Origin of the sequence: Flavobacterium sp. PLA-1-15 (assembly GCF_049060005.1) — a bacterium.
In the GTDB taxonomy this organism is placed as follows: Bacteria; Bacteroidota; Bacteroidia; order Flavobacteriales; family Flavobacteriaceae; genus Flavobacterium.
Genome location: NZ_JBMGQS010000005.1, coordinates 87,351 through 113,167 on the forward strand (window position 1 = coordinate 87,351; position 25,817 = coordinate 113,167).

Annotated in this window: 21 protein-coding genes; 5 read left to right on the plus strand and 16 right to left on the minus strand. The window is 35.5% G+C overall.

Annotated features, from left to right (window positions below; translation table 11 throughout):
• The first annotated feature begins 1 nt into the window (after window position 1).
• The 3 genes from ACI6PS_RS05580 to rlmB all read left to right on the plus strand — a co-directional run bounded on the left by ACI6PS_RS05580 (window position 2) and on the right by rlmB (window position 3,457).
• Window positions 2-1,738 carry a SusD/RagB family nutrient-binding outer membrane lipoprotein gene (locus ACI6PS_RS05580; RefSeq protein ID WP_421011557.1) on the plus strand — a complete coding sequence of 579 codons (1,737 nt, stop codon included), beginning with the start codon at window positions 2-4 and terminating at the stop codon, window positions 1,736-1,738.
• Window positions 1,739-1,752: 14 nt separating this feature from the next.
• Complete coding sequence (locus tag ACI6PS_RS05585; protein ID WP_421011558.1) at window positions 1,753-2,655, plus strand: hypothetical protein; 903 nt, start codon at window positions 1,753-1,755, stop codon at window positions 2,653-2,655.
• 64 nt (window positions 2,656-2,719) lie between these two features.
• Window positions 2,720-3,457 carry a 23S rRNA (guanosine(2251)-2'-O)-methyltransferase RlmB gene (gene rlmB / locus ACI6PS_RS05590; protein ID WP_421011559.1) on the plus strand — a complete coding sequence of 246 codons (738 nt, stop codon included), beginning with the start codon at window positions 2,720-2,722 and terminating at the stop codon, window positions 3,455-3,457.
• Window positions 3,458-3,612: 155 nt separating this feature from the next.
• Here the strand turns inward: rlmB and ACI6PS_RS05595 are convergent, their stop codons facing one another.
• A complete protein-coding gene (locus tag ACI6PS_RS05595; RefSeq protein WP_421011560.1) occupies window positions 3,613-4,410 on the minus strand; it encodes a rhomboid family intramembrane serine protease in 798 nt (265 codons plus the stop codon).
• Between the two features lie 249 nt (window positions 4,411-4,659).
• Between ACI6PS_RS05595 and ACI6PS_RS05600 the strand changes: the two genes are divergently transcribed.
• Window positions 4,660-5,937, plus strand: coding sequence for a replication-associated recombination protein A (locus tag ACI6PS_RS05600; protein WP_421011561.1), 1,278 nt, complete (start codon window positions 4,660-4,662; stop codon window positions 5,935-5,937).
• Here the strand turns inward: ACI6PS_RS05600 and ACI6PS_RS05605 are convergent.
• From ACI6PS_RS05605 to radC, 7 genes are all read right to left on the minus strand, one after another.
• Complete coding sequence (locus ACI6PS_RS05605; RefSeq protein ID WP_421011562.1) at window positions 5,934-6,656, minus strand: hypothetical protein; 723 nt, start codon at window positions 6,654-6,656, stop codon at window positions 5,934-5,936. The genes ACI6PS_RS05600 and ACI6PS_RS05605 overlap by 4 nt on opposite strands.
• 7 nt (window positions 6,657-6,663) lie before the next feature.
• The gene (locus tag ACI6PS_RS05610; RefSeq protein ID WP_421011563.1) at window positions 6,664-7,350 is read right to left on the minus strand and encodes a YjjG family noncanonical pyrimidine nucleotidase; all 687 of its coding nucleotides are present in this window, start codon (window positions 7,348-7,350) and stop codon (window positions 6,664-6,666) included.
• Window position 7,351: 1 nt separating this feature from the next.
• Window positions 7,352-7,900, minus strand: a complete 549-nt coding sequence (locus ACI6PS_RS05615) for a hypothetical protein (RefSeq protein ID WP_421011564.1) — start codon at window positions 7,898-7,900, stop codon at window positions 7,352-7,354.
• Window positions 7,893-9,218 carry an ABC transporter permease gene (locus ACI6PS_RS05620; protein WP_421011565.1) on the minus strand — a complete coding sequence of 442 codons (1,326 nt, stop codon included), beginning with the start codon at window positions 9,216-9,218 and terminating at the stop codon, window positions 7,893-7,895. Before ACI6PS_RS05620 ends, ACI6PS_RS05615 begins: the two co-directional genes overlap by 8 nt.
• Window positions 9,218-9,844, minus strand: coding sequence for an ABC transporter ATP-binding protein (locus ACI6PS_RS05625; protein ID WP_421011566.1), 627 nt, complete (start codon window positions 9,842-9,844; stop codon window positions 9,218-9,220). The genes ACI6PS_RS05620 and ACI6PS_RS05625 overlap by 1 nt, the downstream gene beginning before the upstream one ends.
• A gap of 95 nt (window positions 9,845-9,939) precedes the next feature.
• A complete protein-coding gene (locus tag ACI6PS_RS05630; protein ID WP_421011567.1) occupies window positions 9,940-10,512 on the minus strand; it encodes a hypothetical protein in 573 nt (190 codons plus the stop codon).
• 54 nt (window positions 10,513-10,566) lie between these two features.
• The gene (gene radC / locus ACI6PS_RS05635; protein WP_421011568.1) at window positions 10,567-11,259 is read right to left on the minus strand and encodes a RadC family protein; all 693 of its coding nucleotides are present in this window, start codon (window positions 11,257-11,259) and stop codon (window positions 10,567-10,569) included.
• 89 nt (window positions 11,260-11,348) lie between these two features.
• Between radC and ACI6PS_RS05640 the strand changes: the two genes are divergently transcribed.
• Complete coding sequence (locus ACI6PS_RS05640; RefSeq protein ID WP_421011569.1) at window positions 11,349-11,927, plus strand: DUF1287 domain-containing protein; 579 nt, start codon at window positions 11,349-11,351, stop codon at window positions 11,925-11,927.
• Here ACI6PS_RS05640 and ACI6PS_RS05645 read toward each other — a convergent pair whose 3' ends face one another.
• From ACI6PS_RS05645 to ACI6PS_RS05680, 8 genes are all read right to left on the minus strand, one after another.
• Window positions 11,928-14,300, minus strand: a complete 2,373-nt coding sequence (locus ACI6PS_RS05645; protein ID WP_421011570.1) for a GumC family protein — start codon at window positions 14,298-14,300, stop codon at window positions 11,928-11,930.
• Between the two features lie 291 nt (window positions 14,301-14,591).
• Window positions 14,592-19,091 carry a GEVED domain-containing protein gene (locus ACI6PS_RS05650; RefSeq protein WP_421011571.1) on the minus strand — a complete coding sequence of 1,500 codons (4,500 nt, stop codon included), beginning with the start codon at window positions 19,089-19,091 and terminating at the stop codon, window positions 14,592-14,594.
• Window positions 19,092-19,296: 205 nt separating this feature from the next.
• Window positions 19,297-20,355 (minus strand): sugar transferase, encoded by a 1,059-nt coding sequence (locus ACI6PS_RS05655; RefSeq protein WP_421011572.1) that lies wholly within the window; start codon window positions 20,353-20,355, stop codon window positions 19,297-19,299.
• Entirely contained in the window at window positions 20,348-21,490 is a 1,143-nt protein-coding gene (gene wecB / locus ACI6PS_RS05660) for a non-hydrolyzing UDP-N-acetylglucosamine 2-epimerase (RefSeq protein ID WP_421011573.1), read from the minus strand. Before wecB ends, ACI6PS_RS05655 begins: the two co-directional genes overlap by 8 nt.
• Window positions 21,491-21,500: 10 nt before the next feature.
• Window positions 21,501-22,583: a DUF354 domain-containing protein gene (locus tag ACI6PS_RS05665; protein ID WP_421011574.1), complete on the minus strand. Its 1,083-nt coding sequence runs from the start codon at window positions 22,581-22,583 to the stop codon at window positions 21,501-21,503.
• Between the two features lie 21 nt (window positions 22,584-22,604).
• The gene (locus tag ACI6PS_RS05670; RefSeq protein WP_421011575.1) at window positions 22,605-23,537 is read right to left on the minus strand and encodes a glycosyltransferase; all 933 of its coding nucleotides are present in this window, start codon (window positions 23,535-23,537) and stop codon (window positions 22,605-22,607) included.
• A complete protein-coding gene (locus ACI6PS_RS05675) occupies window positions 23,534-24,565 on the minus strand; it encodes an ATP-grasp domain-containing protein (protein WP_421011576.1) in 1,032 nt (343 codons plus the stop codon). The genes ACI6PS_RS05670 and ACI6PS_RS05675 overlap by 4 nt, the downstream gene beginning before the upstream one ends.
• Window positions 24,562-25,815, minus strand: coding sequence for a hypothetical protein (locus ACI6PS_RS05680; RefSeq protein WP_421011577.1), 1,254 nt, complete (start codon window positions 25,813-25,815; stop codon window positions 24,562-24,564). The genes ACI6PS_RS05675 and ACI6PS_RS05680 overlap by 4 nt, the downstream gene beginning before the upstream one ends.
• Window positions 25,816-25,817 lie beyond the last annotated feature (2 nt).

Here is a 25,817-nt window from a genome sequence, read left to right on the forward strand (position 1 = left end):
TATGAAACTTTTAAATTTAATACGAAACAATAAAAGTAGCATTGTTTTATTAGGACTAACAATGACTTTTTTGAGTTGCAGCGATTTCATTGATGTAGATACTGATACTGATAATCCAACCAATGCACCTTTATCTCTGTTACTTTCAAACATAGAGGTAAACATTAACGATGTAACTGATTATCAGTTTTACACAGGCACAATTTTATCGGTATACACCCATCAAATGACAACTAGGGAAGAATACGATCAATACGGCACTCGTGTAAACAATATTTTACTTCTTAATGAATGGAACAAGATATATCTAACTTTAAAAAACATTGAAACGCTCATACTTCAAGGTACAGAGAGCGGAAATATGGTTTATGTAGGTATTGGACAGATGCAAAAGGCGTACTTACTATCAGTGGCTGTTGATTTATTTGGGGATGTTCCTTATTCAGAAGCACTCCTATTGCAATCAGGAATTACAAGTCCAAAATTCGACGATCAAAAAGAAATATATACGGCAATTTTTGCTTTGATTGATGAAGCAAAAGTAAATATTGCAAGCGATGAAGGACCCCTAAAACCTGGAAATGATGATTTCTTTTACAAAGGAAATACCGATAGATGGATTAGATTTGCAAACACTTTTAAATTGAAATTATACAATCAAACAAGATTGACTCCGGATTTTGATCAAGCAGGTTTTGACGCATTAATTGCTGAAGATAATTTCTTTGCTTCAATAGAAGATGACTTTCAATTTAAACAAACTGCCAACCTTTCTCCAACGGATGAACGAAACAAACTCTTTCTTGAATCCTACAACAGTACACAATTCGGATCCAATGTAAGCCCTTGGTTTTATGAGATTCTTAAAGGGGTAAACCCAAACATTCATTCGGGAAATCCTGATCCAAGAATGCCATACTACTTTTTCAACCAATTAGCTGACGGACAATTTCCGCCAGATCAAGGCAATACTTCAACCGGAGACCCTAGAGCCGATTATTGGGACCAAGAATCAGGTTTCTTTAGCATTCGTTTTGGAACCGTTGGTCCAAACCGTGATCACAGCGTTGAAAATTCCGTTACCTATCCAGGAATTTTTCCTGCAGGTGGAAGATATGATGATAATGAAGGTGGCAGAATCAACGATATCATGGCTGGGGCAACGGGAGCACCTCCTCGACCAACCGGAATAGCCCCACATCGTATTTTGACTTATGATGAATTCTTGTATATTGAAGCCGAGTTGATACAAGTAAATAAGATAGGTGGCAATGTTGCCGATAAATTACAGCAAGCCATGGAAGCCAGTTTCGCTAAAGTAGATCAAGTTGTTACTCAGAATAATGCTCCTCAAACAGTCCCTAAGCTTGTAGGAGAAGCACCTGTAACAACATTTATAACCAATGTAATGACTGAATTTGCTGCAGGATCAGATGAAAAGAAACTTGAAATCATCATGACGCAAAAATGGGTAGCCACTTTCGGAGATCCTCTTGATCAATATAATGATTATAGAAGAACCGGATATCCCGTATTAGCAAATCCAATTGGAGCATCTCCGGAATATCAACTAAATAACGGTGATGGTTTCCCACTAATTGATTCTCAAACCACTCTAAACGGAGGGGCTAATGCATTCCAGCAATCTTTTTATTGGCCACAAGATGAACTAAACGTAAATCAAAATGCACCGGCCCAGAAAGATCCTACTACTTACAAAATATTCTGGGATAACTAAAAATTAAACTTATTATGAAAAAAATAAAATTAATATTCACTCTTGTAGCAATAAGTACATTTCTACTTTGTTGCCAAGACGATGGTGGAGATTCAAATCAAAATCTTCAAACAGGAGCTGTACCAAATGTCACTAAAGTCGAAAACACGGATTCCTTTATAAACCTTATTGCAATTAACGAAGGAGAAAATATCAACATAGGTTTTACAATCGATTTAGCACAAGGAGATGTCAGCTCTATGGATGTTGTGTTATTTTATTACAAAGGCGAAGAAGCATATAAAGCGGTTTTAGAAACCAATGTAACCACATTTCCTAAAGAGTATAGCTTGACACAAACTGATTTAATTGCCGCTTTTGCAGAATTAAATGCGCCAGAGGATTTTGAAATTGGTGACCAAATGATAGTTAGTACTGAGCTTACACTAAAAAATGGCACAGTCATTAAGATGCTAAATGACGACGGAAGTACAAATTATGGAATCGATGTAGCCAATTCACCTCTTTTTAGTGTTGTTCAATCCTACAATGTTTCATGCCCTTCAGATTTAGCAGGAACTTACCAATTTTCAACTTCTAACATTGGCGAACCAGACGGCGGAGCCGTAGCAGGACCCGTTACAGGAACAGTAACTTTAACCGCTAAAGGTGGTGGAGTTTATGATATTTCCGATGGATCTTTTGGTGGATGGGAAGCCCTTTATGGACCTGGAGATTCAGAAGGAGTGACACTCATTGACATCTGTAACCAAATTAAATTTGGTGGTGCTGATAATTTTGGAGATACCTATACCATGACAAATTTGGTTGTCACTGGAAATCAGATATCATTCCACTGGGAGAATACATATGGTGAATTTGGAGACACCACCCTTACCCGAACTGACGGTACGGATTGGCCTCCACTCACATTATAGATACAACCCCAATAACTCTAAAACCATCACCTAAAAGTGGTGGTTTTTTTATTACATTTGCACCATGGAAAAAGAGCATCAAATATTCGGAATTAGAGCAATCATAGAAGCAATTCAAGCAGGAAAAGAAGTCGACAAAGTATTTCTTCAGAAAGACGCACAAGGCGAATTGATGAAAGACTTGATGAAAGTCATGAAACGCAACAACGTCAATTTCTCCTATGTTCCTGTAGAGAAATTGAACCGACTGACACCTAACAACCACCAAGGTGCCGTAGCAACCATTGCTCCAATCGCTTTCCAAAACCTAGAAACTCTAGTCGAACAAGTACTCGAAAGCGGCAAAACACCACTGTTCTTAATCCTTGACCAAATCTCCGATGCAAGAAACTTCGGTGCCATCATCCGTACTGCAGAATGTACCGGGGTAAGCGGCATCATCGTTCAAAAAGCAGGTGCGGCTCCCGTAAATGGCGATACCGTAAAAACTTCTGCAGGAGCCGTTTTCAACGTGCCAATCTGTCGAGTAGAACACATCAAGGACGCCATCTTTTTCCTTCAAGGTTCCGGAATCAAAACCGTAGCAGCCACCGAAAAAACCGACTCAAACCTCTATGACTTGTCGCTAAACGAACCGTTGGCCATCATCATGGGATCGGAAGACAGAGGAATCAACCCTTCAGTACTGAAAATCGTAGACGAAAAAGCAAAACTCCCAATGTTCGGAACAATCGGTTCTTTGAATGTTTCCGTGGCCTGTGGCGCTTTCCTTTACGAAACCGTAAGACAAAGACAATCCTGATTGTAGATTTCAGATTGTAGATTTAGATTTAGATTTTTAAGAGCGAACCGCTTGGTTTGTGTTTGAAATCCATTTTCCTGCCTTCCTTCCAAATCTTTTATTTTTTTAAAGAAAAAAACAAAAGGATTTTCCCTCCAGTCAGGGCTAGAAAACAATCAAAAGGCATCCTTTTTATCTTCGGGCTTTTCTGCGTCCGGAAGTTTTTTGCTTTCCACTAAGTGATACGTTATCCTAAAGTTTTGCAATGAAGTGTTTTCAGGAAAAATTTCCAATTCAGGCTCCGGTTTCGGCGGATTTACGAAGTTTCCGTTTTCATCAAATCGTTCCAAAAATTTATCTCCCGTTGGATCAAAATCGGGTTTTTCCCAATCGTATTTTATAAGTTTTTCATATTCAGGCGTCTTGTAAATGGCTGCAAAAACAAATCCCGTAATCAATCCGGCCAAATGCCCTTCCCAAGAAATCCCCTCTTCTACTCCAGGAAAAACATACCAAATCAAACTTCCATATAAGGTTACAATCAAGAGCGAAAGTGCTACCAAGCGGTAATATTTTGTCATGATTCCCTTGAAAAAGATAAAACTTACCAAAACATAAATCAATCCGCTGGCGCCAATATGATAGGAATCCCTTGCAATAACCCACGTCAGAAATCCCGAAAGCAAAATACCATAACCCAATATCTTAAAAAAGAGCTCCCTGTAAAAATATCGCAAAGCAGCAATCAGCATAAAAATAGGAATCGAATTATTATAAAGATGCTCCATACTGCCGTGCAAAAACGGACTGAACACAATTCCTCTTAATCCCGTAAAGGTTCGAGGATGGATTCCATATTCGGTAAGGTTTATTTTATAGGTGATTTCAAACCAAAACACCAACCACAAAAACAAAACGAACATAAGTGGCAAGGCAAAAACGGATAGTGAAAACTTGAAATGATTGTCGTTCATGAGTTGATGGAAATTAGGGTTTTATTTTCTACACCGAATCAACAATGTAACCAAAGTTTTTTATATGCAATTTTGGCAGAAGCATACAAAAATTGACATAGATTCCTCTAGCCCTGATGGAAGTGGAAATCCTTCTTATCTCGTTCCTTTAACGAGATAAAAAGATTGTAACGGACAGCAGGAAAAAGGATTATGAAATACACCTAAGATCATTGCTCCTGAAAATAAATATTTGAGTAATTTTACAAAATGGAAGCACCTTTAGCAGAAAGAATTCGTCCTCAGCAATTAGAAGATTATGTTAGCCAGTCGCATTTAGTTGGACCAAATGGCTCGTTGACAAACCAAATTTCAAAAGGAATTATTCCTTCGATGATTTTTTGGGGTCCACCGGGAACGGGAAAAACAACGCTTGCACAAATCATTGCACAGGAATCAAAACGACCGTTTTATATCCTGAGTGCAATTAATTCTGGTGTGAAAGATATTCGTGATGTGATTGAAAAAGCCAAACAAAGCGGTGGATTGTTCACGGCTAAAAACCCAATCTTGTTTATTGATGAGATCCATCGTTTCAGCAAATCGCAACAAGATTCTTTGCTTGCGGCGGTTGAAAGGGGTTGGATTACATTGATTGGGGCTACCACAGAAAACCCAAGCTTTGAAGTGATCCCCGCTTTACTGTCGCGTTGTCAGGTATATATCTTAAATGCATTTTCCAAAGACGATTTGATTGCCTTGCTTGAAAGGGCGATGAAAACGGATGTCCATCTGAAAAGCAAAAATATAAAACTGAAAGAAACCGAAGCATTGCTTAGACTTTCTGGGGGTGATGGACGAAAACTGCTGAATATTTTTGAGTTGGTCGTGAATGCTTCCAACGAGGAAAAGATTGTAATTACGAATGAGCTGGTTTTGCATCTTGTACAGCAAAATACTGTTTTATACGACAAGACAGGCGAACAGCATTACGATATTATTTCGGCTTTTATAAAATCAATCCGCGGAAGCGACCCGAACGGAGCAGTCTATTGGCTGGCCAGAATGATTGAAGGCGGTGAAGACGTGAAATTTATTGCACGAAGGATGCTGATTCTTTCCAGTGAAGACATTGGAAATGCAAATCCAACGGCTTTAGTAATTGCCAATAATACGTTTCAGGCAGTTTCGGCAATTGGAAATCCCGAAAGCAGGATAATCCTAAGCCAATGTGCGGTTTATTTGGCAACATCTCCAAAAAGCAATTCTTCCTATATGGCCATCGGAACGGCTCAACAAATCGTGAAACAAACGGGAGATTTGCCGGTTCCGATCCACTTGCGCAATGCTCCTACAAAGTTGATGAAGGAATTAGGATATGGGGAAGAATACAAGTACTCACACGATTATGCGAATAATTTTGCCGAGCAGGAATTCTTACCCGACGCTATTTCCAACACTCCCATTTATACACCTGGAAATAATTCAAGGGAAAATGGAACAAGGGAATTCCTAAAAAACCGTTGGAAAGACAAATACGGCTATTAGAACTTGATATCTAATTTTTCCGAAACAAGCTTGTCGTTTTCGTAATATTCAAAAAACCACTCGTTATTTTTCTTGAAAACGACTCCGTTTTTAGAATCTGAAACGGCAGTGTAATAATCTGTTTGTGAAGTTTTAAACATTTTTAAAACCACTTTTGGAGTTGTATCAACCAATTGAAATCCATTTGAAATAGCTTGCGCAAAAAGTTGATTTGGATTGATTTTCTCATCTGTTTTTACTACTTCAACAGTTTGTTTTTCAGCAGGTTTAGCAATTACCTCCAGAGCAGATTTATTGCCATTGTATTGATAATTTAATGCTTTTACAGATTCAAAAGCCTCATTAAGCGCTTCAACATAAGCCACCTTTCTATCTTTTTCTTTACTGCTACCCGCTTTAGACGCAAAGACCACCTTATTATTGCAATCCGTAAAAGTAATTATCAATTTAGTTGTCAAGAAATTTCCATCATCTTTTACATCTACTGCTAAATAATTGCATCTATCATTGTAACTGATTCCTAAATTGTCTGTTTGATAGAAAGCTGTAAAACCGTATTTCTCTAAATTGAACTTTGTTAGTGTGTTTAATCTGTAATCATTTTCCTTTTTTTGGAATTGAAATTTCGTTGGAACAATTACATAGGCATAATCATTGACACTTTGCGCAAAACAAGAAAAACTGAATAGTAAAAATAGAATGTAGGTGTATTTTTTCATGATGATATTATAAGTAGTTTTTTAATGCTAGCAAATTATTGATGTGCTTGATATTTTCAGGAACTTCGGCATTACATTCATTGAACAAGATGGCATCCAAACCATAGTTTAGAGCGCCTCGAACATCGGCTTCAATGCAATCGCCAATCATGATGCAGTTTTCTTTTTTAACATTGGCAGAAGTAATTGCATATTCAAAAATCATAGGATTTGGCTTTTTCACACCTGCAGATTCTGAATTGGTAATCGTTTGAAAATAATTACCAATATTGGAATTCCTCAATTTATTGTTTTGAATTTCGTGGAAACCATTTGTAATGATGTGCAACTTGTATTTGGATTTCAGATAATCTAATATTTCAATTGTTCCTTCAAAAAGATGATTGTAATTTGGCAAATGCTGTATGTATTCATCGGCAAGAAAAAAAATCATTTCGTCTTCGATTTCATACTTCAACAAATCAAAAGTATCCTTTAATCTTCCGTAACGCAATTCCGTTTGAGTGATCTCATCAATGCGGTAGCGCTCCCAATATTTTATGTTGATTGGAACGTAGTAAGCGATGAATTGCTTAATGTCAACTCCTATTTTATGCTTTGATAATACATATTCAAACGCCAAGGCAGAATTCTTTTCAAAATCCCACAGCGTGTGATCCAAATCAAAAAAAACGTCTGAAATTTTTGCTTTCAATTTATTTTCCTTTAACGATTACGGCATCTTCGATATGATAAATCCAATCTTCGACATCATTCTCATTTACCCTGAAATTTCCTTCAAGGGTAACATATTGATCGGTTTTCAATTTTGGAGTTGCTCCTCTAAATTTGATTCCCATGATGGTTTCCGGACCAGCGGCTCCACAGAAAAAACAGGATGCAAATACATTTTTGCTCAAAGCAAATGAAACATTATCGATTGGAACAATGAAACCTGTCATTGCAATTCTTTTCTTATTTTTCTGTTTCAAAAGCGGACTGATAACCGGATACATCACTTCCCCATACTCCTTGTCGGCTTTTTTTACAAACTTGATCATACCCAACAACTTCCAATTTAAGGTATCGATAGCGGTCGGAGCCGAAATTACATCCGCTCCAAAATTGGCAGGAAAGAAGGATGCTGTTTCTAAAGAATTTGATTTTCCTATTGTTTCAATTTTTTCTTCTTTTGAAGAGAATTCATTCTCGACAACTATAAAACCAATTACTAAAAAAGCTATTAAAATATATATTTTACGCATTTGCTAAAGTTTTTGAAATGTTTAATCGGTAGGCTTTTATCGCTGGAATCAATGCGGCAATAACGCCCACAAAGATAGTTACTAAAAATAAAACTCCTTCTTTTTCCAAGGCAAAAGCAAAAGGATCGAAAGCCATTTTGTATTCTTGCTCCGTTGTTGATGAAATCAGCCACAGCCCTATTCTACCAACAATTGTACCAAGAACAAATCCTGTTATGCACAACAGAAGACTTTCAAAAAGTACTAATCCGAGCAATTGCATTCTGCTAGCTCCGCTGACTCTCATCAGAGCAAATTCGTACTTCTTCTCTTTTAACGTGTTGTATAACGCTATGAAAATACTAATTCCTGATATCAGCATGATTCCATAAGCCAAATACTGCAAAGCCTGCAATCCTATTCCGAATAAGGAAAAAAGTCTGTTGATTTCAACAGCCGGAGAAGCGGCCTGCATATCGGTATTTTGAGCAATCAATCTTGGCCAAAGTACAAATCCCATTTTGTTTTTGAACTTGATTAGAACTGCCGTTATTTCTTTTCCTTCCTCACTGATTTCTTCGTGATGATGATGCTCGTCTCCTTCTTCGTGAACATGACCTTCTTCGCCATGAGCAGTATGATGATGGTGTTCTTCCTCGCCTTCTTCATGAACATGACCTTCTTCTCCATGTGGAGGATTTTCTGTATGTGCTTCATCGTGATTGTGACTATCATGCATTGCCCATACACTTTGAATATTGGATAAAATCAAATTATCGATTACTTTTCCTGTCGGGCTTGCGATTCCAGAAACTACATAGGCAAATTCTTCATGAATTTCACCTTCTTCGGCATCTCCGTGCGAACCAAAGAATTTATCACCTACTTTTATATTTAATTTTTTGGCAATTTCACTTCCGATAACGACTTCAAAATTCTTGTCGAATATTTTTCCAGTTTCAACTTTTGCCGAGTATTTTTCAAGATAATCTGGTGTTGTTCCAACAATTTTAAATCCTCTATAATTATCGCCAAAAGCTAATGGAATAGCCGTTTTAACGAATGGATGCTTCATCCAAATTTTGGCTTCATCGTAGCTTATATTTCCCGTTGGTGCATCCACTTGATAAACGGATGAAAGTATCAATTGCAACGGACTTCCCTTCGCACCAATAACCAAATCTACGCCATCAATATTGCTTGAAAATTGCTTTTCGAATTGCTCCTGCAGTAAAATCAAAAGTGAGATTATCGCCACACTTGCTGTCAACAGAATTACGCTTAAAGCAGTGTTCAACGGTTTAAACCAAATATTTTTCCATGCTAATTTTGCTATCATTATAAAGAAATTTGGTTAGGGAAACGTTCTTTTAATCTTTGGTCGTGGGTTACAACTATCAGCGAAGCATTATATTCTTTTGAAAGATTTTCCAACAAATCAGCAACTTTAAAGGCGTTTTCGTCGTCCAAACTTGAAGTTGGCTCATCTGCCAAAAGCAATTTCGGCTCATTGATTAAAGCTCTCGCGATTGAAACACGTTGCTGTTGTCCAATACTCAGTTGCGAAGAAAGCTTATGCATTTGGTCTTCCAAATCCAATGCTTTCAAAAGCGACTTGGCTTTTTGTTCCGCTTTTTTTCCTGTAGCAAGCCAAGAAGATAAAACTACATTCTCTAAAACCGAAAGTGCTTCTACAAAATGAGATTGCTGTAGAACAAGACCGATATTTTTGCCTCTAAATTGATCCAAGTGTTTTTCAGAAAGACTTGAAATTTCTGTTTCTCCAATAAGTATTGATCCGGATTTTGGACGAAGCAAACCTCCCAATAAATGCAGTAAAGTTGTTTTCCCTTTTCCAGAACCACCTGTAATCAAAAGTGTTTCGGTGTTTTCAGTTCGGATATCTGGAAAAACAAAATTCACTTTCTCAGTATATGAAAAAGTGATATTTTGAGTTTGAATCATAGGTAATTTCTTTTTACAAGAGTCGGCAAGATAAGAATTACTTGGGACAAAAAATGTTAACCAAAACTTATAAAAGCAACTATGTGAAAGAGTATTTATTTGTCAAGATAAGCAAAAATTGCATCATTCGTTTTGAAATCACGCCTTTTGAAATTTTCACCATCTCTCTTATTGATGTAATCGATTAGGTCTTGTTTTGATCCAGAACTCCAAAAATTAAAAAGACTGTAAACCTGATTGTTTTCATTTATAAAAACACTCCCTACCAGATTTCCTGCTTGAGGTCTTGAAGAACTGTCGTAGATTTTCACTTTTCCAGAATATAAAATCCTATAAAGTTGTTTGCTGTTGTCAAGACTTTCAAATTCAGTCACTTCATTATTTCTGTCGAAAAGGATGATTTTTCCAATACTTTTGTTTGGAATTTTTACATCATTGGTACCATCATTAAACAATGCTGAAAAATTTTCTTTGATCCTATAGTTCAAACTAATCCTACCAATCAAAGTATCATTGGTTTTTAGAATAATTTTACCAGGATAATACTCTTCATCTTGCTGAATTACAAAATTTCCATTGTGATCGAAAACAGTTTGAGCATACGAAACACTGATTGTAAACAAGAAGAACAAAACAAAGTAATACGGCTTTAGGGTAATTGCTTTCATGATTTTATGTTTTAAGAGGTTTAAAACTAAGAACCAATAATTGTGCCATAAAAGTCAAAAAATTCCTTCATCCATAAAACTCAAATAACCATTTTCGGTTATAATGATGTGATCCAAAACATTTATATCCAGATTCTTACCAGCATCCTTGAGCTTTCTCGTAATTTGTTTGTCGGCATCGCTTGCTTGAAGAACACCTGATGGATGATTATGCGCTAAAATAATTGCTGTGGCGTTATGCTCAAAAGCCGTTTTGAATATCAAGCGTATATCCACAACCGTCCCAGTAATTCCACCTTTGCTGAGTTGTGATTTATAAATGACTTTATTGGAATTATTAAGATATAAAACCCAAAATTCCTCATGAGGCAATTCTCCAATAATGGGTTGCATGATATTGAAAACCGATTTACTCGAAGTGATTTTTGTAAGCTCAACTGCTTCTTCGGAACGTCGGCGCCTTCCGAGTTCCATTGCGGCAATGATGGTTATCGCTTTTGCTTCTCCAATTCCTTTAAAAGCAGTAAGTTGCTGCAAGGATAATTTCCCGAGAGCATTCAGATTTTCGACACTTGCTAAGATACGCTTGCTTAAATCAACCGCGCTTTCGTTACGGCTTCCGGATCCAATGAGGATGGCTATAAGTTCGGCATCGCTAAGAACGCTTTTGCCTTTGAGCATTAATTTTTCACGAGGCTTATCGTCTTCCGCCCAATATTTTATTGAAAAAGGAGTGTTTTCTTCCATACTTTTTGGCGTTTAATTATTGAAATGGATTTTATAATTTTTTGATACTTAAACCGAAATTTCATCGTTTGAATATCAAATACTAAGTTATGAAATCAATTTATATCTTGTTTCTTTTTGTGGGATTTTCTTCGTTTGTGGTTGAAAAAGATTTCGCCGAAAAACTTTCGGATGCCGCCATTTCCATTACAAAAGACAAAGTGACTTATGATCCGAAATATGTTTCAATTCCCTATCCAAATGGTGATGTTCCTAAAAACACAGGCGTATGCACCGATGTTGTGATTCGTGCCTACAGAAAACTCGGCATTGATTTGCAGAAAGAAGTACACGAGGATATGAAAAGAAATTTCTCACTTTATCCAAAAACATGGGGATTACGTTCGACAGATTCTAATATTGATCATCGAAGGGTTCCAAATCTTCAAGTATTTTTTACCCGAAAAGGGAAAAGTTTGGGTATTTCAGATAATGCTTCAGATTATAAAACAGGTGATTTGGTGACTTGGATGATAAATGACAAATTGCCCCACATCGGTATCGTTACCAATAAAAAATCGGCTGACGGAAAAAGAAACCTTATTGTTCATAATGTAGGTGGCGGACAGGTTTTGGAGGATTGTCTTTTTAAGTATAAAATTACAGGTCGTTACACATATCGCCGCTAATTATTTCTTCTTGATTTTTTTAATCAATTTTGAAATTCCGGTATTTTTATGGTTTTGATCTTCAGAATAATTATAAGCATTTCCATATCCATATTTAAAATTATTCATATCGACATCATTTAGAAGCAATATAATATCATTAAATCGATTGTCTTTCTTTAATTTTTCTGGTACTTCAAGCAATCTCTTGTCCAAATAATCAGCCCTAACAACATAAAGGCATAAATCTGCAATATTATTCAGTAGCAAAGTATCTGACACCAGTCCAATAGGAGCAGAATCAATGATAACATAGTCGTATCTTTGCTGAAGTTCTTTAATCAATTCCTGCAGTCGGTTATTTTTTATGATGTCTATAAAATTTGGAAGAATCAATCCTGAATTTATAACCTGCAAATTTTCAATACCTTCAATCGTGTTCAGAAGATCATCAACTATTAAATCATTATTCTTAATATAATGAGTAACACCATATTTTGAAGTTATGTTGAAATACTCATCCAGTTTTGGAACTCTTAAATCTAGACCAATGAGTACTACTTTATGGCCTGAAAAGGCAAGATTAGCAGCCAAATTTGACGAAACAAAAGATTTTCCTTCACCGCTGATGGTAGAGGTAACCAGAATTGATTTACATTTTTTATTATCATTCAACAGGAATTCAAGGTTTGCTACTAATAATCTAAAGGACTCTCCAACAGTAGACCTATCGTTTTTGCTGAATATTTTTCTTTCATTACTTTCCCCTCTCGCAATATTGCCAAGAATCGGAATATTGATGAGTCTTTCAAGCTGCTTACTGTCTTTGATTTTTGTATCTAGAGCATTTTTTATGTAAATAATTAAAAATGGAATAATAAAACCAGCAACTATACAAATTAACAAAATAAGTGGTTTTATTGGCGACACAGGCTTTTTTCCACCATAGGCATGATTGATAACTTTTGCCGATGGAAGCGCAGATACTGCCGAGATTGTAGCTTCTTCTCGCTTTTGAAGCAAAAATAAAAACAAGGCTTCCTTTGTTTGTTGCTGTCTAAAGATATCTCGATATTCTCTTTCCTGTCTCGGAATGTTACTTATTTTAGAATTTACTAGTTGATCCTGCTCTGAAAAATTTCTAAGTGTTATCAACAACGATGACTTTTGATTTTTCAATCCTTCTTCAATAATACTTCTTATTTCATTTAAATTATAATTCAACGTCATTACATTAGGGTTAGACTCTGTTGATGTCTTCAACAGGTTCTTTTTCCTCAAGAGAAACTGATTATACTTATCGATATTCAATACAATATTTGGCTCCTGAAGTCCAATATTTGAGGGTATGAGTTCCTCTTTATTATCATTCAAATATTCACTCATATATTTTACAAGACTCAATTGCAGACTAGTCTCGTTGATTTTCTTTTCAATTTCAGATTGGCCCAGAATAAATTGTTTTGCCTCAGATGTTATGTCCGTCAGCTTGTTTTCTCTTTTAAAAACCTCAACACTTTTTTCAAGCTTATTTAAGTCTTTATCCAGGAAATTTATTCTATTGTCTATAAATTCAGCTGTAGCTTTTGCAATTTTGTTTTTATCGTTTATGGCATCGCTTATATAACGTGCTACCACATTATTCAATACGTCTTTGGATTTTTCCAGAAGATTTGATTTTAAGCTGATCAGAATTGAATTTGAAGTTTTACTAATCGGTTCTACTATCAAGTTAGACCTATAGCTTTCCACCACTTCATCAAAGGGATTGATTACAATTTCGAAATAAGCTTGGGGATAGTTTTTTAAATAGTTTAAATCAGGCAAAATGGTAAAGATGTTATTGCCAATTATTATGTTTTGACCGTATTGCATCCTTTTTTCATTCGCATTGGAATCCACATATATAAATTCTTTGTTATCAATTATTTCAATCGAAAAATTAATAGGATTTGTATTTGTTGAATCTATTTTTTTTACTAAAACTCCAAATGGTTTGTTGCTGTAAACTTCAACCAATCTTTTTGTGATTTCAGTTCTTTTGAAATATTGTACATTTAATTGCAAATCCCTTACAACACTTGAAACAATAGGAATCGATTTGATAATTTGTATTTCATCATCTATAAAACTATTACTAGATCCAAACCCCAGGTCTTGCATCAATGTAAAATCAGACATCACTCCACCTTTGTCTTTTTTCAAAAGTATTGTAGTAGTTGCCTGATATTGAGGGTTCTTATATCTGACATAAAGAAATCCAATAACTAAAAATATTGCAATACTGAATAGAAACCATTTGTAATGAATAAGATATTTCTCTATGTTTTCCTTCAGGTTAACATTATTTTGCTTAGAGTCATTATCTTCAAAAAAATCTTGGTAATCTGTCATTTGAATAGTTTTATGGAGAAAGGAAAATTAAATTATTGCAGAAATATGTGTTTAGCTTAAAGCTTTAATTTCCCGAATAAGTTAACCTCAATCGTCTTTTTAAAATTAATAATTCTTAAAAAAAATTAATGGTTCAGTAATTCTTTCTATAAATTTAAGTATATAGCCAAAAGTATAAACATTAAGTTTAAGAAAAAAGCAAATTCTCCAATAATTATAGGCTGTATTGAATAAATTCATAAAAAAAGGCTGTCTAAAAAGACAGCCTTTCCTAAATAAAATTAATAGTTCTTAATTCTTCATTACTTTCAAGTTATAAACTTGATTTCCTTGAATAATTTGAACATTATAGACACCTGTTGGCAAATTGCTTCCAAGTCCTGATTTTTCTAACTGGTTAGCATCTAAGACTTTTCTTTCGATCATTTTACCAGTCATATCATAGATATAAATTTCAGAAGATAGCTCAGAAACTAAGTTAAGGCCAACTGTGAAATCGTTTGTAAATGGATTTGGATATGCTTTCACTTGTAATTTTTCTGATGAAACCACACTATTATCTACAGAAGGTCTTGCCACTGGAGGTGTTGGAGTAGTAACAGAGCAAATATCACCATAAGCAGACCAAGCTGTACCATTATTGTAAGATACTGAAATAGAATAAGTAGTTCCATTTTGAGGTACAATTGTTGTCAAATAAGTCAAACGGAAAAGCATACCAGTTGTTTCGTATACCTCTTCAGCAGTTCCATTACTTACTTTAAATCTAAATCCTGTGGCACCTACCATTGATTTTGCATAGATGTTAGAATTTAAAGCGTTTAAGGTAACTCCACAATAAGCGTCTCTTAATTTTGTTAGAGGAGCAGCTGGAGTAGTAACATTACATGCTGCACCGTAAGCGCCCCAAGTTCCATTTACGAAAGATGCAACATCAACTGTATAAGTTGTTCCAAGATCATAAGATCCAAGACTTGTAAACATGAACTTTGGCTCTGTAACATCAATTGTTTGCACGTTTGCACCATTAGTTATTCTGAATCTATACTCAGTTGCACCTGTAACATAGCTAGCATATACATTTGTATTGATAGCTGACAATGTAGCACCACAATAAGCATCTCTTAATTTTGTCAATGGAGCAGAAGCTGGCGTTGTAACGTTACAAGCTGCACCGTAAGGACTCCAAACACCTCCTACCTGAGCGGCAACTTGAATTGAATACGTAGTGTTCAATAAAGCTTCGTTCAACATACTGATTGCAAACTTAGGCTCAGATGTAGTGGTTGTGTATTCTTGTACAGTTGCACCGTTTGTAGCTTTAAATCTATAAGCAGTTGCTCCTGTAACATAATTAGCATAAACATTTGTAGTTATAGTTGCTAGTGTAATACCACAATACGCCGCTCTCAATTGTGTTGGCGCAGCTGGTGTAGTAACATCACAAGCATCACCATAAGGATGGTAAGTACCATTTACTTGTACTTGAGCTCTTACAGAAAATTCTGTACCATAAGAAAAGTTAGACAAGGTATTCATATAGAAATATCTGTTTGCGCTTTCAGTTATAACTACAGCAAGTGAAGTTTTATTAGTTACCTCATATCTGTAAGCTGTAGCCAATGGAACCCCTTTAAAGTAAACTTTAGAGTTCACAGCTGCTAAAGTTTCGTCACAAAATTGCATTTCTGTTGTTGGCGTAGCAGTTGTAGAAACCTGGCAAGTTGCTCCATATTCACCGTAAACTCCTGCAAATTTAGCTCTTACAGACACATCATAAGTTGTACCGTATTGGAATCCTGCAAATTCAGAGAAGAATACGCTAGCATCTGGAGAAACAACAGTTGCTGAAAAACTTCCGTTTACAATTTTAAACTCATAGTCTTCTGCTCCAGTAACTGCAACTGCATCTATGCTTTCATATCCAACCTCTTGTTTTGTTGTACCACAATCTGCAGTAGCGATTGTTGTGGTTGGAAGCGCAACTGATAATGTAAACGTTCCTCTAGATGCTGGTGTAGTAGAAAATGCCCTAACCAAATAATCTGTATTTGCAGTTAAGCCTGTTAGCGTAACCTTTGTACCTGTTAAATTTGAACTTCCAGATACTTGTGTTAGTGTTCCACAAGCACCAGTATATACTGCATAACCTACTACTGTTGGAGTTGTAGAAGTTGTAGTGAATGATAATGCTGTATTAGCACCAGAGTTAAAAGTATACCAGCTGTCATAATAAGTTCCAAATGAACTTCCTGTTGATGGATATGCAACTCCCGAACTTGGAGAAGAACAAGTATTGTTAGTCGTCAATGGTGTGCCAATTGTAACTGCTACCGGAGCACTACATTCATCATTTGAAGTTGCTGGTGCACATGGAGCCGCACAAGTAATTGATAAAGTTATCGCATCAGTAGGAGTTGTAGCACTATAAGAATACAATAAAATATAATATTCTGTACTCAATGTTGAACTAAATAAAACTTCTGATCTATAATTACTAGCAGATGTGTTTATATCATCATTTCCTCCAATACAAGTTAACGTACCGCAAGCACCTGAAAACACAGCTAAACGAGTATCAACACTAGCAACTGTTTGTCCAGTAGATACTGTTATTTCTCCACCTGTACCTATAAATTTATACCAAATACCACCTGAATTTTGAGTAGTTACTCCCGAAATACCACATACAGCTTGGTTTTCATTTGTAGAACCTACTAAAGATGTTGTGGTTACATCATTACAAGCAATCACTTTTGCATTAGCACAAGCATCGTTTGAATCAATTATAAATGATTTTGGATTATCTGTAGCAGTTGAAACATTATAATAATTAGTGTTTGGAGTTCCTGTACATCTAAAGTTTTCATAAACTCTAACATAATATGTTCCGTTAGTCAAACCTGTTACGGTTACTGAATTTCCAGTTCCATTATATACAATTTGCTCCCCAGAAGTATAAGTTGTGCTTGCGGCAGCAACATCAGCAGTTCCTACAGGATCTGTAAATGAATTGGTTGTATTTACAACAACATGTCTTCTATTTCCGTTTCCATTTGTCCAGCTTATCGTTGCACTTGACAATCCGCTAACCACAGTTACAGCTGATGCTTGAGTAGATGGCACAGTTGGCCCTGAAACCGATGAAACATCAGAATAATCAAAAAGACCAGAAGCTGAACAAGTTACTTTCAAACGATATTGAATGTTTGAACCTCCAAATACTGGTGGAGTATAAGTCATGGTTGTAGCACCACTTCCTCCAACTGCATTTACATAGCTAGCACCAGCATCTGTAGATTGTTCCCATTGAAGTTGCAACCCTGATACTCCAGTAGTCACTCCTGTAACAGAAATTGCAGGAATTGCCCCACCACTACAAACACTTGTTGTTGTACGAGAAACAGCTCCAGCATCTGGCGTACCAACACATAAAGTTGCTGCAATTACATTTACTGTAAGATCAATAGTCACCCCATAAGTACCTGAATAACATGCGTTTGGCGGTTGTTGCCCTGAATCCGCAGTACCGATTCTCATTCTATGTTGTCCCGCTACAGCACTTCCAGCCAAGGCAAAAGATGTATCGAAAGTAGTAGGATTTGTAGCCAAAGATTCTCCACTAAACATAAGTTCAGTCGTTTCGAAAGTACCATTGTCATTTAAATCAATCCAAATATTTGTTCCATAAGCATATCCTGTTGCGAAAGTAACAGAAGCAGGAACAGTAGTTCCTCCATAAATATCGATTACAGACGCCGTTTGATCTGAATAATACACATCAGCTATTGGTAATGATGTTCCGTTTATTGTAACATTTGTTACCCCAGAATTATCATTAGATGTTGGAGCAGATGTACAATATATTACTGAAGTTCCAGTGGTAAAGCTTTGCTCTGCACAGCCAACTGCACTTCCATTTGCATTTTTTGCAACAACTTTCCAATAATACACTGTATTAGCTGTAAAAACTGCCGGAGTATATGAAGTTCCTGTAACATTTGCTACAAATGCAGGACTTGTTGCTGTTCCTAAATAAACATCATAACTTGTTGGAGCTCCAGTAGCAGCCGTCCAAGATAATGTAGCATTTCTTGCAATACCAGTAGCCGCTGCAGCTGGCAATAAAGCCGTTGCACAGTTTGGAGGTGTTAAAGATGCTTGTGTCAATTTTACATTATCAACAACCATCCAATAATCCTTTCCACTTGCTGAATTCCAAGCACCACTAATTCTAACTTTTAAATTATTGCCTGAAGGCAAAGAGCTACCAGGTATTGTATAATTCACAGTTGCACATGAACTGCTAACAACATGATTAGAACCGCTTATAGTACCAGCTACAATTGAGTAAGTTGTTCCGCCATCAATAGAAACTTCAGTCTTTAATGTTCCCCAGTCAGGCGTGTTGCTTAAACCAGCTTCTGTATCATAATCAAGAATCTTATAATCAAAAGAAATAGCTAAATTTTGACCACTTGAAGCCCAAGCTGTTGTTTGAATAGTTCCTGAAGCTGTACCTGCACTATAGAAATTTCTTCTCAATGCCCCATCTGAACAAGACAGACTTGTACTCCTAGAAAAACCAGTGTAGCTCCAACCTGTTGGAGTTACACTTCCAGCAAATGTTTCATTAATAGAAACCTGCGCATTTGCCAATTCTCCTATTAAAAGGAAAAACATTGGTAAAAAAACCGATAAAAAGCGATATCGCCAACAATTCTTGGCTGGATCACTTTTTTGTGAATAAAAACCTTCCTGATTTTTACTCGAATAGTAATTCTTAATCATGTTAATAAATTTTAGATTGACAGCTAATGTATAATTTAATTTATTATTAACAAAGTATTAGTAAATAATTATGTTAACATTCTTAAAAAAATCAATTATCAAGAAGATACCTTGACATATTACAGGTAGATGTTTTTATGTGAGGTTACAGCAAAATCAATGCTTGGGATAGTAAATTAAGAGCTTTATGCAGTACAAAAACAAATCAATTGCTCCTCGCTTTTTTTACAACAATGTTATAAAAAACTTTAAAAAAATACTCAATATCAGTTTTAAGAGGGTTTTTATTGTACTTATTTATATATGTTTTTTCAGAATTCATGATTTCTTCGAGCGTTTTTGGCATATCTGCATAAAAAGGTGGCAGAAGTCCAGGCTTGATAGTTTTTCTGAGCTCTTGAATTTCAGAAGTATAGAGACTCAAATAATGTGGACTCAAAGGTCGTACTCCGATAATTTTTAAATCTCCCTTGAATAAATTTATTATCATAGGCAATTCGTCGATCCAATATTTGCGGAGTATTTTTCCTGGTGTTGATATCCTGAAATCATCATTGAGTTTTCCACCTTCCCTTAAATTATTTTTTTCAAAGACATACTGTTGCAAATATTCGGCATAAGGGTGCATGGTTCTAAACTTGTAAACCTTTATCGCTTTTCCTCCCTTGCCTACCCTGTTCAATTTAATCAGTAATCCATAAGTGGGCTGAAGGTTAAAACTAGGCTCAGCAATTTTTCTTGAAACAAAATACAGCTTGTTATTGATTACTTCTTCTTTAACGATTTCAAATCCACAGGAATAGAGCCTTCCTAATACTTCGGGCCTGGAAATAACACGTCCTTTTCCTTTCGTAAGAAAAAAATATAAATTCTGGGTTAGCTTAATCTTCGGAGAAACCCTTGTTATTGTAGCATCAAAAAAATAATAGATATAATTGAATGGTTTTGGAAATTTTTTAAGAAGCCGATTTTTCCTTACCGCATAGGTTTCTACAGAATCAATAAATAGTCCACCGATGGGAAGTTTCTTATTTACAGATTCGAAATACTTATTGATCCATCGGAAATCATTTACTCTCTTTAAATTCACTATTGCATCATAGACTCCGTCATCAAGCGAATCGATATTGAATCTTGTATTGGTAGATGTAATGAAGGTTTTGTCCGAGACATCAACATTTTGGTTGATAAACTCGAAAACCTCATTACCTACTTGACTAATGATTAATTCCTTGTTGCTATTTATTACAATATTGTTAGTCATTCAATAAATGTTGTAAAATTTTTTCCGCCGCATTTCCGTCACCGTATAGGTTTGTAGCTTGGATCTCTCCATTTTCATCAAACCATTTATAACTTTCAATAATTTTATCAAAATCTGCATCACAAAGATGTGCAGCGCCACTTTCAACTATTTCGACCCATTCTGTTTCTTGCCGAAGGATGATGCAGGGCTTTTGAAAAAAGAACGCTTCCTTTTGCACACCCCCTGAATCTGTGATAATAAGCTTAGCATTTTTTTCAAGAGCTATCATTTCTAAAAATGATACAGGCTCGATTATTATTAAGTTCTTATTTGAATTCAAATCTTCTAAAAATTCTTTTTGAAGCAAACTGTCTTTCTGCTTTAATGTTCTTGGATGAAGAGGTAAAATAATTTTTACATTCTGATGTTTACTTATATGATGAAGACTTTTGAAAATTTGTGTCAAACGATTTTTATCATCCGTATTATTGTTTCTATGAATGGTAGCCAAAATATAATTATTGATTTCCAAATTCATATCAGAAAGTATATTGGAAGTTTCATCGGCAATCTCTGAAAAGAACAAGCTGTTATCAAACATTACATCTCCAAGATTAAATATTCCCGGATTGTCTATGCTGTAAGGCGGATTATTTTCTATACTAAAACCTTCCTTTACTAAATTAATCACTCCCGTTTGTGTGGGTGGAAAAAGATAGGTCGAAACATGGTCGCTGACAATCCTGTTGATCTCTTCGGGCATTCGCTTATTAAAAGACCTCAATCCTGCTTCAATATGAACTACTGGAATATGAATTTTTGATGCCGCTATTGCTCCGGCCAAAGTAGAATTTGTATCTCCATAAATGACAATATAATTTGGACATTCTTTTTCCAATATCTCCTCAATGCCAAAAATCATTTTCCCGGTTTGATCGCCATGCTTTCCAGAACCTATATTCAAATTGTAATCTGGTTTTGGAATTTTGAGTTCTTCAAAAAAAACATCCGACATGTTGGCATCATAATGCTGGCCCGTATGAACAATAATTTCTTTGATTTTGTCTTGAAATTTAGTTGCAACAGCCCTGCTGATCGCCGCCGCTTTTATTATTTGTGGTCGAGCACCAATGATGGTTAGAATCTTAATCATAGTATTGTTCTCACTTAAAATTCAATTGATAATCTGGATTGGATTGCATTATAGTTTTTGATTCGGGGAAGTTTTCAACAAACCAAATCATAAACTTTGTAACATCAATTTTATCCTTTAAAAGCGTTTCTTGGGCTTTTTTTGCATTTGTAATAATTTCATCATTTGAGATAACTTCAGCCGCTTTTTGTATGGCTAATTCTTGATCGGCTTCCGATTCTTTAAAATTATATACCAAGCTATATTTAGATTCTTCCTCATCTGTATAACCTCTTCCTGCGTCATCAATGTATATGGATGGAATTCCCAAAACGGCACTTTCAGAAGCCATTGTTGCGCTTTCGCCAAATAGCATGCTGGCATTTTTCAATACAGAATGCATCTGATCCGGTCTAATTTTTATCTGATATTTCTCTAAATCCGCTGAAAGCTTCTTTTCCGAAGTAATGTAAACCTTTAAATTTTCAGAAAGTAAATCGGCTATTCGTTTTTTATTTTTTTCGCTAAATCCTTTATGGCCTATATCATGGTTTGCATTCCAGGAAACAAATCGCAGGATTGCATACTCTTCGTCTTTAATTGCTAAATCATCTATAGAAACAAGACTTTTTTCAATCCAGTTTGGATGCAAATAACACAATTCCATATATCCTCTAAAACGGATCTGTTTTTTCCCTAAATCCAGTTTAAAGCAATCAGGCGTTAGCACCACATCTGAAAAGGGCAAATAAAATTTTCTTCCCAAAACGGCATTTTCAGTATCATCAAAAACAATGTGTGGCTTTCGCTTCAACCAAGCAACTTGTGCGGCATAAGGCGAGCCAAAACTCATATAAATATCAGGCTTGAATTTTGAACTATATTTAAAAAGCATACAATCAGCCTTCAACATATACATAATCTTTCCAAAGGCAGAATCGCTTCCTTTTCCGCGGGAAATAAAATCAATTCCGTTTGCTTTCAAAAGTTGCTGGCTCACTTCCTTATCCCTTGCGGTAATCAGAAATTGATGCCCTTTTGACTGCATCATCTTAATGAAATTCTTAAAATAATGCACGTGAGCCGGATGTCCTATGTCGATTAATATTTTCAATTTGAATATCTTTAAAATACCTTATTTTTCTGCTAATTGATAAATTTTTAAAATCTTCTCCGCAATTTTATTCGATGAAATTTCCAACTCCTTAATCCTTTCCAAACCGTTTACTTGCTTTTTATTATTGATGAATTCGAGCAATTGCTGGATCTTATCTGCATAGTCATCTACTTCAAAACCACTTATAAAACAACCTGAAACACTGCCGAAATTCTCCTTTACATCCCCAACATCTGTGCAAACTACAGGCTTGTTACAAGCCATTGCTTCCTTGATAACATTCGGCGAACCTTCCCACAGACTCGACAGAAGCACGCCGTCACAAGCATTATAAAGCATATTCATTTCACTAAAAGGCACATCCTGCAAGGTATGCAAGCTTATTTCAGATGCATCAATTCCTTTCAAAGCACCTTCCAATAGAGCGAAATTTTTTTCTTTTCTTTTGGGATTCGCCGCAAAAAGCAAATGAACTTTTGAAGTATCCCATTTGAGATTTCGCTGAGCATCTGGCTGATATATTTGTACAAACTGATTTAAATTTACCCCGTTTGGAATAACAAATGCATTTTTAATTTGAACGTCTTCCCTCATTTTCTTGGATTTTACAATTGTAGCCTTCCAAAATAAACGGGCAAAAATTTGCGTTGAAAATTGAAGTATCACATTACTTTTGATATCACTTCCCATTAATGAAACCACCAAATTTCTCGTGCCAGCTAATGTGGCTACATACCCGCAAAATGAATAATGTGCATGAACGATTTGATAGTGCTTGCCTTTCAATTGTCTTCTCAATCGGGAAACATTTTTTAAATAGCCGATAATTCCTTTTCCTTTAATCAGAAAAAAATCAATTTCGATTCCTACTTTTTCTAAAGATTCAGCTTGGGCTTTTATCAGCGAATTGATTTTCCCTTTATTTCCGCTGGCGACAAACAGGACTTTCATTTTTTATGGATATATTCAACAATACTTTTCACATAGATTTCTTCTAAATTCTCAGTTATCGTTTTAACCACCCAATTGCCATTTTGAAATTCATAATAATCATCAGACATCAATATGGTGGATGTTCCGAAATACAATGCTTGAAATTCCAATACATACGGCTTCTCTCCATCAAAAGCAAAATCAACCGAAAGGTTTGGAATGTTTAATGCCTTGAAAAAATTTCTCACATAATTGAGTTGTTCCAAAGGAAATCCAGATTTTGAACCGGCCGCATAATTATAACCGCTGCCACTTGCCCTAAAATCATTCGGACGGATGCTCCTTTTTAAGATGAAATATTTTTCTCCATAGATCAATATCTTCCAATCGTTTTTTAGATTGGGGATAAATGGCTGGATTACAATCTTGTTCTGATATTGTGATTCCGGCTTATACCCGTTGTGTTTTTTCATTCTAATCCGCTCTTTCAGAAAGGATTTTAAGTTAAAAACGTCTGTCGCTTTTTTAGAATATTGAATTAATTCAGAGAAATTATTGGCCAAGAAAACACCCCTACTTTTGGCACCAGCCGCTTTTTTAATTACGCACGGAAGGTCTATTTTTTTATTCTGGTATGCGTTTTCAACTTCCTCCAAGCTTCCAAAAATCAGTGCCTTATTGTTATTCAGATTCTCTGGAATAATTGTTTGCGACAAAATTTCCATAAAAACCTTATTATTATTGGCCCTTAAAAATTGATGTCCAGGAATTGTCCTTGCTCCTAAATTTTCGAGTCCTGCAATAACATCCTCAATATAGGATTTGTACTGATATTCCTTTTCTTCGGAAGAAGTGTAAACCACGAACTGATCTTTCCAAAAACCGAATTCAAATTTAATTTCCGAAAAAGAAATGATGATGGGTTCAAATCCATTTTCACGAAATAGGCTCTCGAGTAGCTTCAAATCATAGCCGCTTCTGTAAGGTTTGTCTTTGGACTTGCTTCCAAAATTATTCTTGTAGTTTGTGAGTATAAATATTTTCATAGCGCTTGTATTTCTTGATTTCTTGCTATTGAAAGTCTTCTTAATTTTTGTTTTTTCAACCTATAACTTAAGTTGTACAGGAATCCGAGTGAAGACCCCAATACTACATATCTTATGCTGTTGAACAACATTGAATATATTCCTCCAGAAATCATGATGATGAATCCCATGGCAAAAAAAGTGGGAAATATAAACAACATCAAGCTTAGTAAATCACTTTTAATTTTAGAAGCCAGAAGTTTCCGTCTTATTTTTAAATAAGCATAAAAAATGGAGCCTTGAAAAACCAAATAAATAATTAATCCGATAAATCCAGAACCGTGAAGGAATGCATTATAATCGGAATGAATCTGTCGTTCTTTGCTAAAGGGATTACCGTAATTTCCAGCAGAATTGAACATTTCCTTACCAAAAAGCAAGTTAAAAACATTAGCTGAATTCTCTTTTAAAATCCATTGGGTTTCTAGAATCCTTCCTTCATTTTGCAAATTTTCGACTTGTAATTTTCTTTCCCTGGCTTCTAATTGTTTGTAAAAAATATCCTCGAATATCGGGAAGACCAATAAGAACGTTATTGCTACAGCCACAAACCCAACGATAGCTTGAGTCCTTTTTTTATACATTATAAGAAACATCAATATACCAAATGCCATGGCAATGATTGAAATTCTCTTTAATTGGATAAGGACCAAAATCATTACAAGAACCATCAGCGGCAAAAGAATATTTTTCCTATTTGGAAAGAAATAAAGGAAAAGTGGCGTTGCTACAACTAAATAGGCCATAGAGTTCAATCCTTCAGAGAAGATATTCCCTACCTCGATACCATCTTCAGAATAGGAAGTTCCTCCGAGGTGCAGAAGATTTGACAGAGCAAGATTTATTATATACAAAACCACCACGACCAGCAAACTCAAATAAAGGCCTTTTAGTTTTTTTGGTGTATTGATGAGTGTAAAGGAAAGCGGAAATATCAATAAACTCAGCGAAAACTTCAGGTATAATTTTAAGGACGATTCAACATCGGAGGTCAAGAGCACCAGAATAAAAAAGTATAGCAGGAATAGGACAAAGCTCTTGAAATAAACGAGTTTGACATACTTCAGATTGAGCAGCAGGATGTAGAGGAAGAAAAAAATCCCCATCACTTTTGTAACAATCGAACCTTTTGGAAACAACACACCTATTGATGCAATGTAAACAAAGAGTATTGCAAAAAATGAATAGATGTATTTTTCTGGATTTCTCATTA